The sequence below is a fragment of the Thermosporothrix sp. COM3 genome (genome assembly GCF_059696735.1).
The window spans coordinates 4158733-4175852 of sequence record NZ_AP019376.1 but is presented as its reverse complement, the minus strand read 5'-3'; the positions used below and the strand labels follow the sequence as shown (position 1 = coordinate 4175852).

The window sequence follows — 17120 nt, the reverse complement described above, 5'->3', positions numbered from 1 at the left end:
CCTACTTTGTATCGGGCCTCTTTCTTTTCTTCCGCTGTAGATGTTCTCGGTAGGACATGGCGACCTCGTATGCTTCGCGTGCCTCCTGGACAAGCGGGAAGTCGGGTGCGAGCTCCTCTGCCTTCTCAAGATAGTTCTCTGCGTCGCGGAATTTGCCCTGTTCCACATAGGTAAGTGCCAGCGATGCGAGTAGATTCGCATCTGAGCCGTGGGTTTCCAGCCCCTGGAGCAGGACGTCTTCCGCGCCAACGGGATCATGTTTGACGCTGCGATAGAGCAGACCAAGTTGAATATAGGCCTCAACGTTGTCCGGCTCGATATCAATGCTTCTCAGGAAGCTGAGCTCGGCGCTATCATACAGGCGCATGCGCATCTGAAGATCGCCAATGTCGGTCCAGACACCAGGATAGTGCGGGGTAATCTCCGCCGCTCGTTGATAGTGCATCAGGGCCTGCTCAAGATTTCCCTTCTGCTCATAGAGCAATCCCAGATTCCCTTCAATCTGCGTTGCTTCTGGAGTGGAAGGTGATAGCGTTGCGGCTTCTAGCAACAGCTCTTCCGCCTCATCCCGTCTGTTGTCCTGTTGGATTAACTGACGCGCAAGCAATATGAGCGCTTCAGGCGTGCGTTCCTTTGTTAATGCCTCCTGCAACGCCTGCTCGGCATCGCTTTCGATCGTGCGAACGCGGGCGATATCGGCCCTCTCCTCCTGTAGCTCCTGACTCAGCAGTTGTAGCGCTTCGGCCATTTTGCGTAACGCGAAGGCCTGCTGTTCTGGGAAGCGTTCCGCGAGCAACTGGTAATAATAGGCTGCGCGTTCGGCATCCAGCGAAAGAAGTGCTCGTGCTCCGGCTGTTTGATAGAGGACGGGCGCTTTCTGAGGAGCGCGAGCAATCAGGGCATCCTGATAATGCAGCATCTGAGTGAGCAAGGTGAGCAGTTCTGCCAGTTCGCCCCACCGCTGCGATGGCGGTATATCTATATTTTCATCGTCCTGATCGAACAAACTCTTGAATCCTTGATTGCGGATTTCCTGTTCGTTAGAGAGGCCGAGTGTACCAAGCTCTTCCTTATAGAGGCGCTCCAGGGCTGCCGCGCCCCGTTGAAGTTCCGCGTCGGGAAGACCGAGAAGTCGTCCTCCCTCATCTGTCAGGGAGTGGATGCGCGTCTGCTCGTTTTCCTCGACTAGCTTAAAGGCTGTCCAGAACCAGTATCGCCCCGTGCGAGCATAGTGCGCGGTTGCCTGTGGGAGGGCTGGAAGCTCGCGTGCAATCGGTGTCTCGATCATCTCCATTGACCAGAGAGCGTCAACCACCTCAACATCTTCTTCGTCTTCGACCGGAGCCGTGTAGCGATCTTCGTCGCTCTCGAACAGGTCATCAACCTCACGCGCATGGATCACATGCGGGTTGAAGCGTGTCGGATGAGCTGTATCAAACCAGCGCTTATGCAGTTTGACCCATTCTTCACGGGGGAGACCCTGTTTCAGCGGGCTTTCGCGGGAAAGCAGATCATAGGCGCGAATGAACTCGCCATTGGTCCAGAATTCGAGGAAGTTCCGCACGACGTCCTCTGCCTGGCTGATGCCGAAGAACTCCTGAAAGAGCTCCTCAACCTCGGTCTTTGAGGAGGGTGTGGCGCCTTCAGCGTAGACCTCTTCCTCGTCTTCGTTGCCGGCATGTGCTTCGGGCGCTTCAAGAATGAGCTTGCGCACAAGGTGGCTGTGATGCGTGTACTCAGGCGGAAGCTTTGAGCCCTGGGCGCGATGCACTTCCAGAGCCTCTTCAAGTAACAGCCGGGCGCGCGCCAATGGGCTCTTAATCAGCTTGACACCCTCAAAGTTTGCCCGAGTGTATTCGATCTGCTGTTCGAGCTGGCGCTTGCTCATGACATCAGTGAAGAACTCTTTGATCCCGACATCCCAGAAATCAAGCAGGAACCCCATAACTCGGATGCCTTCGTATTCCTCGCCTTCATACCAGCAGACAAGCAGTTCCACTTCGCCAATATCACGCGAATCGGTATAGATGGCCTGCCAGAAGCGTGGTTTCTTTTCGCCGCTGGCAATATTGAGCGTGACAAACGATGGCGGCGTTGGCGGAACCCATTCCGGGATAATCTTTGCACCTTCCAATTGAATGAGCGAGCGCCGCGCCTCTTTCCGTGCCTCTTTCTCAGGAGCCAGGTGATAGGCGGCATTCAAGATGTTGGCTGCAACAACATCCTCCCGCTTCCCGAGCTCTTTGAAAAAGGCGAGCTGGGTTGGGACGCTCTGGCTGAAGATGTCAGAGAGTGCCTCTTCAACCCGGGCGGTATTCTCGGCGACGTCAAGTTGTTGCCCGATTTGTTGATAGGAGGCCAGAAGATGTTGTAGCTGCTCCTGGTCTGCCTGGGCCTTGAGCTCTTGCGCTTTCTTGTTGTTTGTAGGTTTTTTAGGCGACACGACCTTCGATCCCTTCTTCAATCACCGAACAATAAGCATTACAGGGAGCATTGAGCATGATGGAGAGGAGGACGCAGGAAGCTGCGTCTCTCCTGAATAACTGGTTCGGTCTAGCGTTTTTTGCTGGCCCGGAACTGCTGCCGCACGCTCTGGACAATCTCCAGCGTTGGATCAAGCATCTCGGCGCGTTCCAGCTCCTCCTGTGCCGTTTTTCGTTCTCCCAGTTCATGCAGCACGGAGGCGTAGAGCGCATGGAGATGAGCAGAAGCGGGATTCTGTCTGACGCCTTCTGCCGCGATGCGTTTCGCTTCCTGTTTTTCGGAACGATTCATATGAATGGCGATCAGCTCCGAGTAGATGCGTATATCCTGTGGTTCCTGTTGGAGTGCGCGCTGATACATCTGCTCTGCCTTCTCGAAGTGACCAAGCAGACGATGCGCAAAGCCGATATTAAACCAGATGCCCGGCAGGTTTGCATCTAGCTCGGAGGCTCGCTGGAAATGTGAGAGGGCATCACCGACGCGCTCACGCCGCATAGCGATAGCTCCCAGGCTTGCTTCAATGGTTGCCTCATCCTGCGGCGAGGGCGACTGACCTCGAGCCTTTTCCAGCTCGGTTTCAGCCTCTTCATTGCGTTGCTCGCTCATAAAGAGCTCTGCAAGTAGAATGTGGTTGAGCGACGAATCATGCAACTCAATGGCCTCATGCAGCGCGTTCTCTGCCAGATCCAGGAAGTGTTGGCGGCGTTCTGGCATGGTTTCAGCCCGAGGACTGAAGGCGTAGTTGATCTCAGTTGCAGCGATTCTCCGCAGGTTCTCTTCATGATTCTCCGGGAAGCGCTGGAGCAAGCGATCAAGGTAGACCATCGTGCGTTCAGGGTTGCCCTGTGCCATTGCGCGCCCCACCGCCGCCTCTAATGGATGGCGATCAAGCGGAAGCAGGGCGATGAGAGCATCATAGTAGAAAAGGGCTTTGCTCAGACGCATCGCCAGCTCTTCCATAAAAGCCTGAATATTATCGCTTTGCTGGCGGGCCAGTTGGTCGACAGCCTCTTCCTGTTCCTTGATCTGCTGCTGAATTTCCGCAACCGGGAGGCCCTGAATGCGTGCGCCTTCATCCGTAATGCGCTGGATGCGCCAGCCGTCCTTCTCGTGGACCAGTGTGAAGATGGACCAGAACCAGTGCCGGCCAGTTTCTCTGTTGACGGCGGTTCCCATTGGCATTTCAGGTAATGTGCCGCTAAGTGGCGTCGGGCTCAGTTCGACAGACCAGCCAATCTCAAGATCCTTTCGTCTGCTTGCGCCTTTCGCAGTTGAGGGGAGCCATATAGCATCCTGTGTTGCCTCACGCTCCTGCACAAAGCTCAGCTCGATGCGAGCTGGTTTGGCCTCATCAGCCCAGTGGCGATGCTGCTCAATCCATTCATCGCGTGTTGCATCGCGGAGCAGGGTACAGGTGCTGCTGAGCAGATCATAAGTCAAACCATAATCGCCCATTGACCAGGCTCCAATAAAGTGCAAAGCGGTCTCTTGCGGCTCCATATCTGGATAGACAAAGGTAGCGCCCGAGTCGCGCCCTGCTTCAGTTGCTTCGAGGATCTGCTTCTTGATCAGCGGCTGATTGTTTCGGTACTCTTTGGGGAGTGGGAGCTTGCGCCAATTATGCACAGAGAGCGCTTCTTCAAGCAGGCGTCGGCCTTCAGCGAGCGTGCATTCGACCAGCGGGACATCTTGCAAACGCGCTTTGAGCTCTGTGATGCGGTCCTGAGCGCGGCGCTTGCCTGTTGTTTCAACCGAAACTTCTTTGATGCCTTCGCTCCAGAATTCCAGTAAAAAGCTGAGGCTACGAACCTCTGTATAATCGTAGCCTTGCTCCCAGAACAGGAGAAGCTGCACTTCTCCCTGTTCACGGGATTGCGTAACAAAGCCTTTCCAGAAGCGCGGCGGATTGGAGACATTGACCTGAACAACGGCGGGTCGGGCCTGTGGTGGCTGCCATTGCGGCTGAATCTTGTGCCCCTCTAACGTGAGAAGAGAGCGACGCGCCTCCTTGCGAGCATCCTTGTTCGGGGCAAAGGCGTTGAGGGCAACCAGCAGGTCAGCGGCGTCCTGATGTTGTTCTTTCCCGAGCGCTTTGAGCAAGGTGATCTGCTGTGCTTCTGTTAATGCGATAATTGGCTGAAGCACAGACTCTGCTCCTTGAGCATCTTCTGTAGTGCGAATGGTTTGTGCGAGTGTATGATATTGTGAAAGCAGGTCTTGCACCTGCTTGTGTTCTGCCTCAGAAAGTTGCTGTAAAGTCTCTTTTTTGCGTGACATAGTGATTACTCGCGCTCCTGAGATCTGTAAGATATACGCTGACTAGGGGATTGTACCACGAAGTAGGCAATGCGTCGAGAGAACGATGAAGGACGTAGAAACAGGTCCGGCGCATACCTCCGGACCTGTCTGTTGCATGCTGTTCTAGATGGTTCAGGCGTGTGCCGGTACCTGTGTTGTTCGAACCAGGCGACGCGCCCAGGCGATGAGAGAGAATTTCTCAAGTGCGGGATTGATACGCGCACCCATCACAATGTAGATCGGGAAGGCAATGCAATAGAAGTAAGACGGCAGGCTGCGCCACGCGAAGATCAGCGGCACGAAGGCAAGCAGTAGTGCCGCTTCCGGCGCCTTGCGGCTGATTCGCCAGTAGAGTGCCAGTGTGCCAAGCATTGTCAATCCTTCCACGACAGTATAGACTTTTTCAGGCAAGAACGGTATCAGCTTGGTGACGCTGAGGTTGATAATACCAATTCCCATCGGGAACATCGGGTCCGCAATTGGAGCCAGCACACCAGCGACAAACGCCTGTGGGTCCCACAAGAAGAACGGCAGGTTAAATACCAGAGCCACTGCAGCCGCAATCGAGCCACGATGCAGCGTTTCTTTCAGATCATAGTTTCTGAAGATCATAATGAAGTAGAATGGGACAAGAAACCATGATGTCTGCTTGGTTGCGATTGCCAGACCGAGGAACAGGCCCGAGAGCCAGCGCGAGTCCTTAAAGAGCCAGGCCAGAATAACCAGCAGCGCACAGAAGATGTCCAGGTTCCCGCCGACGGTCGAGGCCCACATAGGAATGTTCGCCATCGCGAGCAGCAGTGCCCAGGGGCGGAGCGCCGGATGTACCGCTTTCCAGGCCACAAAGATGATCAGCAGATAGCTAAGAATATAGAATGGTAGAACATTATAGGTATTCAGCAATGCGAACGGTAACAGCGTCAAAAAAGAGAGTGCTGGATAACTGACCCGTGACTCGAATTCGGGGGCCTCACCGGCCTTGAGCGCGGTATTCAGCACGCTGCGGATCTCGGGCTCGCTCGGATAGTCGAGACGGTCCGCAAACTGACCCTGACGCAGGGGTGTAGTCCAGCTTGGCTGTAGCTCAAAGTGCTGGTTTCGGAAGATGTCCAGCATATTGGAATCGGTATAGGGGTTGCGGCCATCTACCAGCAACATCGCGGCATTGGTGTCCAGTGTGGTGCCATCGTTTGAGAACTCGGGTGGTAGAAAGCACATGATAATGCCCCGACCGAATTGAATAAAGCCTGCAATGCTTAAAATCAAGGTCAGAATAAGCACAACACGTTGTCCACGTGTTGGGAAGGGTTGTCGAGTGCGGGAGGCCTCGGGCTTCCTGGTTCGCAACGCCATCCAGACGGAGGCGAAGCAACCGAGAAGCAGGAAAAGAGGAATCAGCGAGGCAACGGGTCCCAGGAACGGGAAATACCAACCATGATCGATCTCGTTAAGCGAAAGTAAGATCAGCGCGAGTGCAATCCATACGGCTCGTCGTTGCAGGTCCGCGATCTTCCTCTGATCCTGCGCTGTTTCTTGTGTAAAGAAGTAGCGCATCCATCGAGGCAACGGTGCTGAGTTCTTTTGCTCTTGTCGTGTTGTCTGCGTCGTCGTAAGTACAGATTGCTGTGCCATAAACCCTTGCGCTTAGCCCGATCGCTCTGTCTCTGTCCGTGTTCCGGGCGTTTGCGCTTTTGTACCTCCCGATAAAAAGTACCGAGTTAGCAGAGACTCGGTCCAAGTGTTAGAACGAAGAGTCAGGCTCTTCCGTCACAAAAAAGGGGAGGAACTTGTCTACCGAGCGGGAATTGACGGGACTTAGATGCGCAGACGGTAATAGAGCTCGCGATGTTGCAATTCAAAGCCGAGCGACTCATAGAGCTGAATGGCAGGAAGATTGTTCTCCCACACCAGTAAGTCCATAGCCTCGATATTGCAATGCTGATGGGCATACTGGATTACATGTTGCATGAGCGCTTTCGAGAGCCCTTTCCCTCGATAGTCGGGATGGACCACCACCCGTTTGATATAGCCGACCGGGTGCGGTGTACCTGAAGGGGGCAACATCAATTCCACTTTAGCGCAACATTGTCCATCGAGCTCCGCCAGAAAAATAAGGGTATATTCGTGCGTAGAGGGATCGACTGAGCCAAAATACTTCTCCATTTCGCGGTGAATGTTGCGGGTCGGCGAGTTACTGAAGCTATCAAGGTAATCAATAGCCTCTACGTCTTCGGGTGTTGCCAGGCGAAAGGTTAATGCCGTGGTCGAGTGTTTTTCAATCATAAACACAAACCTGCCATCTCTATCCTGAATTGCCCATCACTGCTTTAATGAAGGGGAGCGCTATGGCATCTTTTTGCGAGGAAGCAAAATAATAGAAACGAGCGCATAGCCAGCGCAGCCTAGCAGGAGCAATGAATAGACGATCTCTTCACCGTTACTGACCTTAATTGCCCCAAAAAGCATAGAGAGTCCCCACCAGAGGAAACCGATAAAGACCACAAAGAGCAGCAGCGTGCTCATTAACTTCTTGCTCATCTGTTCTATATCCTTTACATATCCTGTGCCATCAGGCCTGTGAGTTGTCAAATAAAGAGTGTGTGGATATCGCTATGCAGTAGAGCGATATCCAGTTCGTATTATAGCATAGGTGTCGAGATCTGGCTTCTCCCCCAGAAATAGAGCAGAAAAGCTGACACGACAGAAGAAGTCAGGCTGGTTCAGGCCTTCTGTATCGCTTGCCAGACGACCTCATGGATGACGGCTCGCATCTGGCCCCAGTCGTGCCAATCGCTCCCCTGTCCATCGGGATAATGGATATTGTGCAGATAACGCGCCATTGCCGGAAGCTCCTCAGGCTTGACTTCTCGATAGTTCTCAATCCGCTCATCTTCGTCAAGTGCGCCCAGAACGCCGCCCGTCTCATCGAGCAGGAAGGCAAAGGTGAAGAACGCCGGTTTCTCACCCGAGTCGCTGGTATGGTAGATGACAACAGCAAGGAAGCGGCGGACCTCTACCTGTAACCCAGTCTCTTCTTGTGTCTCCCGGAGCAGGGCGTCAAAGATAGCTTCTCCGTGATGGATTCCTCCGGTGAGCAAACGATAAGCCTCAGGTGGATAGATATCTTTCTTCATGGTGAGCAGGCGGCCATTGGGGCGGCGAATGACCATGCAGACCTCGCCATAGCGGTCAGCCTTGTTCAGAGGCTCAAAGTTACTGCCGCTCTCAAGATAGGCGGTATGGATCAGGGGCTTTCCATAGTGGTCGGCCAGGCGGATCAGTTCGGCCTGAATCTCTGCGGGCAACGAAGCAATCATGCGACAAGGGTACTCCATTCTGAAAGGTTGCTAGAAAGAAACAGCATGCACTGGACGGGCATGCTGTGAGCATTGGGCTTGTGTCTTTCTTAATAGTGATAGTTGCTGTGAGCGCGTTTCCAGTTCTCCTTGAAGAGGAGCGAGCGTTCCAGCATTTCCTGTGCGTTTTTGAGCGCCGATTCAGTGACACTGCCGCCAATAATATGGGCGATTTCGCGGATACGCTGTTCCGGTCGGAGCTCATTGACAATGGTCAGGGTGCGATCATCAATAATCTGCTTATTGACATTGTAGTGCAGGTCAGCAAAGGCGGCAATCTGTGGCAGGTGGGTTACGCAGATCACCTGATGGTCGCGGGTTAACTGCCAGAGCTTCTCACCGACAACCTGGCCGCTACGACCGCTGATACCTGAATCGATTTCGTCAAAGATCAGCGTTGGGGTTGCGTCCGCACCAGCGAGAATCGTTTTCAGCGCCAGCATCAGGCGTGAGGTTTCACCTCCTGACGCGATTTTCGTGAGCGGCTTGAACGGTTCACCGGGGTTTGGTGCAATCAAAAACTGCACGCGATCAATGCCGGTTTGATCGCAGGCGAAATGCTGTTCCGGCCCGTCATCTGGCTGAGCAGGCACACCGTTTTCATCGGGCCGTTGGAGGATCTCGACCTTGAAGCGGGCGCGGCGCATATTGAGATCATTCAGTTGTTCTTCCATCGCGGCAGCAAGCTGTGCAGCAGAAGCGCTGCGGCGTCGTGAGAGCTCTGAGGCCAGTTTTCCGATCTCACGGCGATATAGAGCGTCCTTCTGCTGCAACTCAGCGATAATCTCATCACGATGGGTGATGCTTTCCAGTTCGTTGCGATCCTTCTCGACGCGCTCTAGTAGCTCTTCAATGGTTGCCACTGCATACTTACGCTTCAATTGCGAGATCAGGGCCAGGCGGGCCTCGATCTCTTCCAACCGTCCCGGGTTGTCCTCGATATCGGCTTCGTAGCTACTGATACCAGTTGCGACGTCTTCAAGCTGAATGGTTGCCTCGTTGAGCATTTCAGCGAAGCCTTCCAGACTCTTATCAAGCCGTGCCAGTTCCTGAACGCTGCGCTGTGCTGCATAGAGCTGGTCAAGCGCGGAACTGAAGCTGTCGCTGCCTAGCTCGGAGCCTTTTATCAGGCCATACGCGGCGGTGCAGAGCTCACGGAGCCGCTCGGCACTACTCAGGACTTTGCGTTCAGCTTCCAGCTCTTCGACTTCGCCTTCGCGGAGTTCGGCCTTCTCGATCTCTTCGATCTCAAAGCGCAGGAAGTCGGCGCGGGCCTGTTGTTCGCGCTCGTTGCGAAGGAGTTCCTGTAGTCGTTTGCGGGCGTTGCGCCATTCTGCATACTTTTTACTGAGCTCATCACGCAGGGGGAGCAGCTCGGCATAGCGGTCAAGGAAGTTGATATGCTGCTCAGTGCGCAGCAGGCTCATATGCTCGCTCTGACCGTGAATGTCGATCAGCCAGCTTGCGACCTGCTGTAGCACATGTTGAGGAAGGGCACGTCCGTTGATGCGCGAAACGGTGCGTCCCGAGCGAAAGATATCCCGCGTGAGAATCAGGGTATCATCTTCAATTTCAATGTCATACTCGTGTAAAAGCGATGCAAGGGCAACGCGTGCGTCTGCGCTCTCGGTGTCGGCGGGCCGATGTGTGACGTAGCGCTCTGTCTGTTCGATCACTTCCAGAAGCGTTGATGGTGAAGCACCGTTTGAGCCAGCATGTGCAAGGACCTCAACCGGTTGCAGCTCTTCATCAAGAATCGGCGGAAGAGCCTCAACAGAGAAAACACCCTCGACGGAGGCTCGTTCGCAGCCAGCACGCACAAACTCGGCACCGATTTTGCCACCGAGTAGAGCATTAACGGCGTCTATGATGATCGACTTACCTGCGCCTGTTTCGCCGGTGAAAACATTAAACTGGCGATGAAGGTGCAAATGTAAGCGGTCAATAATAGCAAAATCGCGAATGTTCAGTTCAAGTAACATGATTATGTTCGGTTGCTTCTGCTATATCTGTATCGACTGCTAAGCTTTCAATCGGTTGCAAACCGTCATTCTTGAGTTTGGCGGTGATAATCTGATAAAAATACGTCGGAGGGCGGCGGCGCAAGAATTTGGTCACGTAAGGGCTTTTCTGTACGGAAACCAGCGCGCCATCTTTGATCTCACGATTGATCTGCCCATCAGCAGAGAAAACGCCGTTCTGGGAGCCAGTATAGATGCGCAGCTTGACACAGGCTTCTGGCTGGAGAATAAGAGAACGGTTTGAAGCGAGATGTGGCGCAATCGGGGTCAGGATGCTGCTTTGCACCTGCGGGTGCAGCAGAGGACCACCGGCAGCCATATTATAGGCTGTAGAGCCTGTCGCCGTTGAAATAATCATGCCGTCAGCATATGTCGTATTATAGTAGTGGTTGTCGACCCAGACCTGTACGCGTACGCCACGGGGCCACGTCCCACGAGCAACCACGACATCATTCAGGGCGAGAAACTCTTCGCTGGTATTATCCTGTGTCAGTGTGGCATGAAGCATTGCGCGCTCATCTACCCAGACAGAGCTATCTTGTTCGAGGTAATGATGTAGATGGGTGAGCACCTCATGCGGTTCCAACTCTGTTAAAAAGCCGACGCGGCCAAAATTGATGGCGACTATTGGTATATCCAGGTCGCAACAGAGACGCGCTGCATGCACGATGGTACCATCTCCGCCGAGCACGAGCGCTATATCACAACCTTGCAAGGAAATCTCGGGGTCGTGTCGCTCTTCTGTATGCAGACCGAAAATCCGAACCCGATAACCCTGTTTTTGAAGGAAAGGCGCTAACTGGTTCGCATAGCTGGCGGTTTCCTGCTTGCGTCCCTGATAGCAAATCGCTATTGTCTTCACAACCGTCTCCCAGTGGCAAGAGAGGGCGACTTGTAAGAGCCGCCCTAACGTTATTAAGCCTCTGTAATGGTACGTCATGAGGCTCCATTTGTCAATTATCTATTCGTATAAATGTTCGTATTTTGGGTACTCTTTTCTTGTTCAGGGTGCCTCTTTCTTCAATTCGTTGAGCTTTTCGCTGGCAAACCAGAGGGCATCTTCTTTTGAATGGATGATGCCATCTGCCTGCGCTTCTGAGAGCATTTCCAGCAGTTGGCCTATGATTGGCCCCGGCTTGAGGTTCAGGCGGTGAATCAGCTCCTGAGGCGTGATGACGCGTGGCGGCAGAATACGATCTCGTTCGCGAATATAGCGAGTGAGCAAAAGTACTACTGTGGAAAGATGCCGTTGCCAGGCCTCAGTAAGGTCCTGCGGGCCACGCATCGCCAGATGATCGGCAAGCGACACAAGCGCGACATTGATCCCGACGGGACCGAGATCAACAAAGTAACGTCGAATCGCACGCTGTGTGATCTCTGTGCCGCTGAGCTGACCGGGCCGCATATGATGAGCGACGACCTGCTGTACCAGACGACTTTCGGCGTTGCTGGCTCCCAGGCGGTGCATAATCTGGCGGGCGAGCGGAACGCCAGCCTGCGGATGATGGTAGAAGTGGATATGGCCTTCATTATCGACCGCGTACGTTGTTGTCTTCCCGATATCGTGAAGGAGCGCTGCAAGCTTCATTGGTGGAGAAGTTAGCGCTTCGCGAGAATAGAGGTGCTGTTCTTCCGCTTCTTTGAGGAGCGCCTGCAACGTGATGATATCGTCTGTCTGGTTGTGGTTCAGGCGGCTCTCACGGAGCTTTTCGGGTGGCTCGTCCAGCACCTGTGCCAGTTTTTCAAGCGCTGCAACCGTTTCTATAGAATGTTCCAGGACATCCCAGTTATGCAGGGAGGGCTGCGGCATGCCGCGGGCCGGGATGAATTCCGGGATCAGGGCAGTGAACAGTCTGTGCTTATCCATATAATGAAGACGAGAGGCCGCGCCCTCTGGCTTGAGAATCGTATAGAACTCTTCCCGAATACGCTCACTTGCCGTTTGAGGGAGCAGGTTCGCATCACGTGTGAGCATTTCTGCTGTCTGTGGCTCGATGGAGAATTGCAGCGTCGTCATAAAGCGAATGGCACGCAGAAGGCGTAGAGGGTCACGCTGAAAGACGGCGTCTCCGGTTGCTCGCAGCGTCTTTGTGTGCAGGTCATCCGCGCCATGCAGCGGATCGAGAAGCTGAAGCTCTGTTCCGCTGGTGAGGTGCGCTACCAGATTGGGGAGCGGAATCGCGATGGCGTTGATGGTGAAGTCGCGTTCCTGAAGATCCGCCTCGATGGCTGTACCATGCAGCGGCGCGATATCAAGGATAAGTTCTTCTTCTGCGGGCTTGAGGGTGATACGGCTTGCCTTCTCGTTCATCTGGGCATAGTATGCATCCAGGTGATTTGCCAGTTTTCGGGCAAGCTGATGCGCGTCACCGGTTGAGACGATATCCCAATCCTTGCAAGGTTGTTGGTGCAAGAGATCACGAACAGATCCCCCTACCAGATACGCCTGTTGTTGCTGGCTTTCAAAATAGGCTGAGGTCTGTTGTAAAACGCTGAGCATGCGTGCCTGACGCTGATTCAGTGTAATTTTCATAATGCGAATAACAGAACTCCCTCCCGGCTTGTATTCGCAAAATATAGTATCACAGATCGTATCACAGATCAGCGTTTTTGCCGTGCCTCCTCCCGAATGTTTTGCAGGTTGATGATCTCGCTGACTCCATAGGTGGTGATTGTCGAGTGACGGGGCGTAATGCGTATGATGGATGGGAAGCGCCCCATGCGCCCATGAAGCTCTGCAAGCAGCAGACAGGCGGCATGTGAGAGTCCGGGGGGGTTAATCACAAGGCTGGTTTTTTGCCATTCCTCCGAAGAGAGGGCGGCTGCATCGGCAAGCGCAACAATTTGCGGGCCGAGTGGCTCACCCTGTTCAATCTGAACTGGAATGGTGCGCACCTCTGAGGTCGTGTTCCCGGTCAGGCTTTCGATCTGCGCTTTCTGTTCTTCCGTGAGTGGGTGTGAAAAGTTCAGTACGATCATATTTCAACTCCCTTAAATGCGTGGATATTTTGGATTTATGGCTTGTTCTACGAGAAACTCCTTCACTCGGGGAAGCCCCTCTCCAGTAATAACGAAGATGTGGTCTTTTTCTGCTTTATGCTGAATATCTGCGTGTCTCTTTGGATCTATCTGGTTTGTGAATAGGCTCGTTATCAGGAACTTGCCAACGAAACGGTGACCAATTGAACTGGCAACAGTTGTAACATCTCTGACTGTCTTCGATTTCTTTCCTTTTGTCCCGGTTTTACACTCAACAATCAGGGCTTGAGCTTTGTATATCATTGCGACATCTATTTGTGGCGTAGTAGTTTGCAGTTGCAGAAGACGAAGGTGTAGTGGTGAGTGTCGCTTGAGATCCCTTCCCGGATTTCTTTGATTCCAGGCTTTTAAGCTATCACCAATAGCATGCAGTGCGTCTTTAACGTTTGTTGATGGGGAGCGGAACTGAGCGACCAGGAGTTTGCATGTGTTCCTGTTCAGGATCTCAAAGCTGGATGTGCCTATAGGTCGATTCTTTTCTCGATTTTTACAACAGAGGTTGCGTGCAGCCTTGATGCCATCAGAGAGCTGGAAGGCGAGCTGCTCTGCACTACAAGCATTTGCGAACGAGAGCCCGAAGAGCGCCTGTATATTTTTCCCCTGATACTGGATATCCTGGACAACCAGGTTGCCTCCGCAACGGCGTGCACGAGACCCAAGCCCGCCACGATGAGTCAGAAGCCAGAGAGAGGCGACTGCCTGTTTCAGTTGTTCGATGTGTGCATCATGAGCCTGAATGACGAGTTGAAATGTGGTTTCCTCCTGGAAGCAGTAGCGGCGAAGAGGGGCAGTTTTACCTCTGACAGCAAAGTCCATTGACCAGAATAGATACGCTTCTCCTGCTGCTGGCGGTTTTCTATATTCTATGGTCTTTTTTGATGCCTCGAGAGGTATTTTTAGGGTTGACGGCAGAACCCAGAGATGAGGAGCCAAAAACGGCAGCTTCAGCCTCGCGTAGCGCTTTCAGGTTTTCTGGCCCTTCTACTCCTGCAACGAGAGCCCGGTACCAGTATCGCATTTGTCCTCGAAAGGAGGGGGCACGGAGCTCGGCAGCTTTCTGGTTGGCACCGGCAAAAAAAGAGGGGTAAGCGAACGGAGAGTAAACGTGATTATATGCATCCTTTCTGATGTTTTCCTCTCTATCAATAGAACGAAATTTTACCTGTAATATATCTATATTTATAACAACTGGCAGGGACGTAGACGATAAAGTAATCAACTGCATTTCAGGGATAGCTGATGGAGAGAAAAAGATACTGAACTTGATGCGGTGAAATAGAGAAAAGGATGTAATGACGTACTATAGTTCCTTCTCTCTGAAGAACAATACCAAATATTGAAATTGAACAAAAAATGATGGAAAATAAAATAAAAAGGGAAGTGTATGCATGGGATATGTCAGGGAAATGTGGAATACTATGATAGAGTAGAAGAAAAGTAGTTTTAAAAGAAATGTTTCAGGAGCGAAAGGGCTCTATTTATGAAACGGGGAGATTCTGATCCAATGGGAATCAATGGAAAATCATGCCGTTCTCTTGTTTTGAAAGACTGTTAGAGGGAGGTTTCAAGCGCCGTGGCGGGTTCTCTGGTCAATAGTTGAGTAAGCTGATATAGTACAATAACGTACAAATCACATGAACGGTATTTCTGGGAGAATGGCGCCAGGACCCTGTTACACTGGGATTGTCAGGAGCGTATGGGAAAAGTGGAGCAGAGCCAGATGAGGATATGTTTGTGTTTGTGGTCGCCTCCTGCGTGACCTGAAAGTGTCCTGGGCAAAACCTATAAAGCCGGGGACGTTAGATGAGAAAGAGTTTTGGTGTGCTGCGGGTTGTGCGGGTGCGCCCGCCGTCGGGGGCAGCGGCGAAACGACAGTCATCTGAGTGGTTGCCTCACGACCGGCCTGTGCATGTACTGACCAATCGGGTTACGACAATTGGTAGAGCCTTAAGTAATGATATTTTGTTGATGGACCCAACCGTATCACGTGAGCATGCACGCCTGGTAGTAACCGAAGAAGGCTGGCGTGTCTATAATTTGACCGAAAATAGTATCGTACGAGTGAATGGGAAGGCGGTTCCCTTTGGGCAAAGCATGCCGCTGGTATCTCAGGATTATCTTGTGCTCGGGAGTACTCTGTTACAACTGGTTGCGCCTGAGAACAGCGGCATAGAGGAGAGTGGGCCAGGTCCCCTGGTAGCTGACGGACATAGCAGGCTGATTGAAGAGGAAGAGCAAGTCTTGCTTGAAGATCAGGCGCTGGCCTTGAAGCAGCAGCGAAAGGAACAGGTCTCTCCGGGGAGTATAACGCCAGCTCCTGATATTTCCTGGTGCCCTGAACCGACTCCAAAAGCGATACCAGATACGCTAGATCTGTGCCGGGGAGGTGAGAGCGAAGAACGACAGGAAACCTGGAATGTACAGAACGAGGAGCTTTTTGGCGTGGGGGTCACGCTGGAATTCGCGTTACCCCGGCGCTTTGGTCTCCGGAAACGCTGGCTCCTCTGGCTCTTTGCAGCTCTGGGGATTATTGTGCTGATCGTGGCGTTGATGCTGAACAGCTTTATCAGTCTTGGCTCGGTGCGGCAAGATGGGTTGCCTAACCTGCTGATGGCTGTGTTGATCCCTTTGATTCCAGCCGGACTAATTGTTCTTCTTGTAAACTTTATTGATTCCTATGAAAGAGAGCCCTGGTTCCTGAAACTCGCGGCTTTCCTCTGGGGAGCGGCGATTGCGGTCCCGCTCTCGGTCTGGATCGAGGAAGGAGTTGACAGGCTGATACAGGCAGCCGGTTTCAAGCTGGAAACAAATACTTTCTGGATTGTGCTGCTTCAGGGTGGGCTCAATCCCGGGATCACTGAAGAGGTGATGAAGGGGCTCGGGCTGCTGCTGTTCTTCCTGTTCCTGCGTGACGAGTTCGATAATGTGACGGATGGAATTGTCTACGGGGCACTGATCGGGGCAGGCCTGGCAATGGTCGAGAACACACGCTATTTTATCGACAACTCTTCCACAAGCCTGCTGGCAAACCTGATTGTAGGCCGTATTGTGCTTGGCTGGTTGACGCACCCGACTTTTACGATTTGTTTTGGTGCGGCTCTGGGCTATGTTCGGCATACACGGGTGCGCTGGAAACAAATTCTGATCCCGCTGGTGGGGCTGCTGATCGCGATTTTCCTGCATACGGTCTTTGACAGTGTCAACTATTATGCCTACGAGATCCTGTTCCCGACGCCGGAGAACAATCGGACCATGTTTTTCTGGTGGCTTGCGATTAGCTGTAACTATGTTCTGCCTTTGCTGGCGCAGATCTCGCTGGTTTATGTTCTGCTACGAGCGCTGACCCATGAATCGGCCATTATTCGTGAGTTTCTGGCCGATGAGGTGAGCTCGGGTACGGTGACGGTCGAGGAATACGCGCTGTTGCAAAGTGCGAGCCAGCGCAGGCGTGTTGAGAAGAAGGTGCGCCAGACTCAAGGCTTCAAGCAGTGGTTGCGTGTGCAGGCTCTTTATCAGACAGAAATCGGACTGGCGTTTCGCAAGTGGCACGTCAGCACAGGTGATAAGCCCAAGCGGCGCGAGATTCAGCCCGAGGAGGCCTATCGACAACGGATCTGGAGGCTCCGCCAGGAGATAGAGGCGGCACAGCTCGAAGCGAGCAAGGACCACCAGTAGAGCAAGGAGGGCATCTTGCCCTCTTTTTTTTTACGCCAGCAATACCTCTTTTCCTCTCTCATGCATGTAACAAGAAGGGGCAAAATAGCAAGTTCTGATTAGTTGGCATAATCGGAACTGGTCTGTTGCCTCTCTTTTACCGGAGAGAAGAGCCATTTCAGATGTAGAAATAGCTATGTGGAGCAGAGAGATACAGAAGGGAAAGAGCGTAAGAACCATACAAACAGGAGCTTGCAGTAACAAGATG

Annotated in this window: 13 protein-coding genes; 1 reads left to right on the top strand and 12 read right to left on the bottom strand. The window is 52.9% G+C overall.

Going from position 1 to position 17120, the window contains the following annotated elements:
- Position 1: 1 nt before the first annotated feature.
- From KTH_RS17675 to cmr1, 12 genes are all read right to left on the bottom strand, one after another.
- A complete protein-coding gene (locus KTH_RS17675; RefSeq protein ID WP_497620260.1) occupies positions 2-2443 on the bottom strand; it encodes a hypothetical protein in 2442 nt (813 codons plus the stop codon).
- A 110-nt stretch (positions 2444-2553) separates the two neighbouring features.
- Positions 2554-4761: a tetratricopeptide repeat protein gene (locus KTH_RS17670; protein WP_497620259.1), complete on the bottom strand. Its 2208-nt coding sequence runs from the start codon at positions 4759-4761 to the stop codon at positions 2554-2556.
- Positions 4762-4914: 153 nt separating this feature from the next.
- Positions 4915-6414 (bottom strand): glycosyltransferase family 87 protein, encoded by a 1500-nt coding sequence (locus KTH_RS17665; protein WP_497620258.1) that lies wholly within the window; start codon positions 6412-6414, stop codon positions 4915-4917.
- A 183-nt stretch (positions 6415-6597) separates the two neighbouring features.
- Positions 6598-7065, bottom strand: a complete 468-nt coding sequence (locus tag KTH_RS17660) for a GNAT family N-acetyltransferase (RefSeq protein ID WP_497620256.1) — start codon at positions 7063-7065, stop codon at positions 6598-6600.
- A 60-nt stretch (positions 7066-7125) separates the two neighbouring features.
- On the bottom strand, positions 7126-7320 hold the full coding sequence (locus tag KTH_RS17655) for a hypothetical protein (protein ID WP_111318502.1): 195 nt from the start codon (positions 7318-7320) through the stop codon (positions 7126-7128).
- A 182-nt stretch (positions 7321-7502) separates the two neighbouring features.
- A complete protein-coding gene (locus KTH_RS17650; protein ID WP_111318500.1) occupies positions 7503-8099 on the bottom strand; it encodes an NUDIX hydrolase in 597 nt (198 codons plus the stop codon).
- 89 nt (positions 8100-8188) lie between these two features.
- The gene (gene recN / locus KTH_RS17645) at positions 8189-10120 is read right to left on the bottom strand and encodes a DNA repair protein RecN (RefSeq protein WP_497620253.1); all 1932 of its coding nucleotides are present in this window, start codon (positions 10118-10120) and stop codon (positions 8189-8191) included.
- The gene (locus KTH_RS17640) at positions 10110-11099 is read right to left on the bottom strand and encodes an NAD(+)/NADH kinase (protein ID WP_497620251.1); all 990 of its coding nucleotides are present in this window, start codon (positions 11097-11099) and stop codon (positions 10110-10112) included. The genes recN and KTH_RS17640 overlap by 11 nt, the downstream gene beginning before the upstream one ends.
- A gap of 63 nt (positions 11100-11162) precedes the next feature.
- Positions 11163-12692 (bottom strand): HD domain-containing protein, encoded by a 1530-nt coding sequence (locus tag KTH_RS17635; RefSeq protein WP_497620249.1) that lies wholly within the window; start codon positions 12690-12692, stop codon positions 11163-11165.
- Positions 12693-12760: 68 nt separating this feature from the next.
- Positions 12761-13138, bottom strand: a complete 378-nt coding sequence (csx15, locus tag KTH_RS17630) for a CRISPR-associated protein Csx15 (RefSeq protein ID WP_497620247.1) — start codon at positions 13136-13138, stop codon at positions 12761-12763.
- Between the two features lie 12 nt (positions 13139-13150).
- Entirely contained in the window at positions 13151-14014 is an 864-nt protein-coding gene (locus KTH_RS17625) for a hypothetical protein (RefSeq protein WP_497620245.1), read from the bottom strand.
- Positions 14015-14054: 40 nt separating this feature from the next.
- A complete protein-coding gene (cmr1, locus tag KTH_RS17620) occupies positions 14055-14423 on the bottom strand; it encodes a type III-B CRISPR module RAMP protein Cmr1 (protein WP_497620243.1) in 369 nt (122 codons plus the stop codon).
- Between the two features lie 578 nt (positions 14424-15001).
- On the opposite strand from cmr1, the gene KTH_RS17615 reads away from it, so the two are divergent.
- Positions 15002-16873, top strand: a complete 1872-nt coding sequence (locus tag KTH_RS17615) for a PrsW family glutamic-type intramembrane protease (protein ID WP_111318486.1) — start codon at positions 15002-15004, stop codon at positions 16871-16873.
- Positions 16874-17120: the final 247 nt, after the last annotated feature.

What these genes read in the sequence shown, in the direction of transcription:
- KTH_RS17670 (WP_497620259.1), bottom strand. Translation starts at nt 4,761, where the DNA reads ATGTCACGCAAAAAAGAGACTTTACAGCAACTTTCTGAGGCAGAACAC.
- KTH_RS17665 (WP_497620258.1), bottom strand. Translation starts at nt 6,414, where the DNA reads ATGGCACAGCAATCTGTACTTACGACGACGCAGACAACACGACAAGAG.
- KTH_RS17660 (WP_497620256.1), bottom strand. Translation starts at nt 7,065, where the DNA reads ATGATTGAAAAACACTCGACCACGGCATTAACCTTTCGCCTGGCAACA.
- KTH_RS17655 (WP_111318502.1), bottom strand. Translation starts at nt 7,320, where the DNA reads ATGAGCAAGAAGTTAATGAGCACGCTGCTGCTCTTTGTGGTCTTTATC.
- KTH_RS17650 (WP_111318500.1), bottom strand. Translation starts at nt 8,099, where the DNA reads ATGATTGCTTCGTTGCCCGCAGAGATTCAGGCCGAACTGATCCGCCTG.
- recN (WP_497620253.1), bottom strand. Translation starts at nt 10,120, where the DNA reads ATGTTACTTGAACTGAACATTCGCGATTTTGCTATTATTGACCGCTTA.
- KTH_RS17640 (WP_497620251.1), bottom strand. Translation starts at nt 11,099, where the DNA reads ATGACGTACCATTACAGAGGCTTAATAACGTTAGGGCGGCTCTTACAA.
- KTH_RS17635 (WP_497620249.1), bottom strand. Translation starts at nt 12,692, where the DNA reads ATGAAAATTACACTGAATCAGCGTCAGGCACGCATGCTCAGCGTTTTA.
- csx15 (WP_497620247.1), bottom strand. Translation starts at nt 13,138, where the DNA reads ATGATCGTACTGAACTTTTCACACCCACTCACGGAAGAACAGAAAGCG.
- KTH_RS17625 (WP_497620245.1), bottom strand. Translation starts at nt 14,014, where the DNA reads ATGGACTTTGCTGTCAGAGGTAAAACTGCCCCTCTTCGCCGCTACTGC.
- cmr1 (WP_497620243.1), bottom strand. Translation starts at nt 14,423, where the DNA reads ATGCAGTTGATTACTTTATCGTCTACGTCCCTGCCAGTTGTTATAAAT.
- KTH_RS17615 (WP_111318486.1), top strand. Translation starts at nt 15,002, where the DNA reads ATGAGAAAGAGTTTTGGTGTGCTGCGGGTTGTGCGGGTGCGCCCGCCG.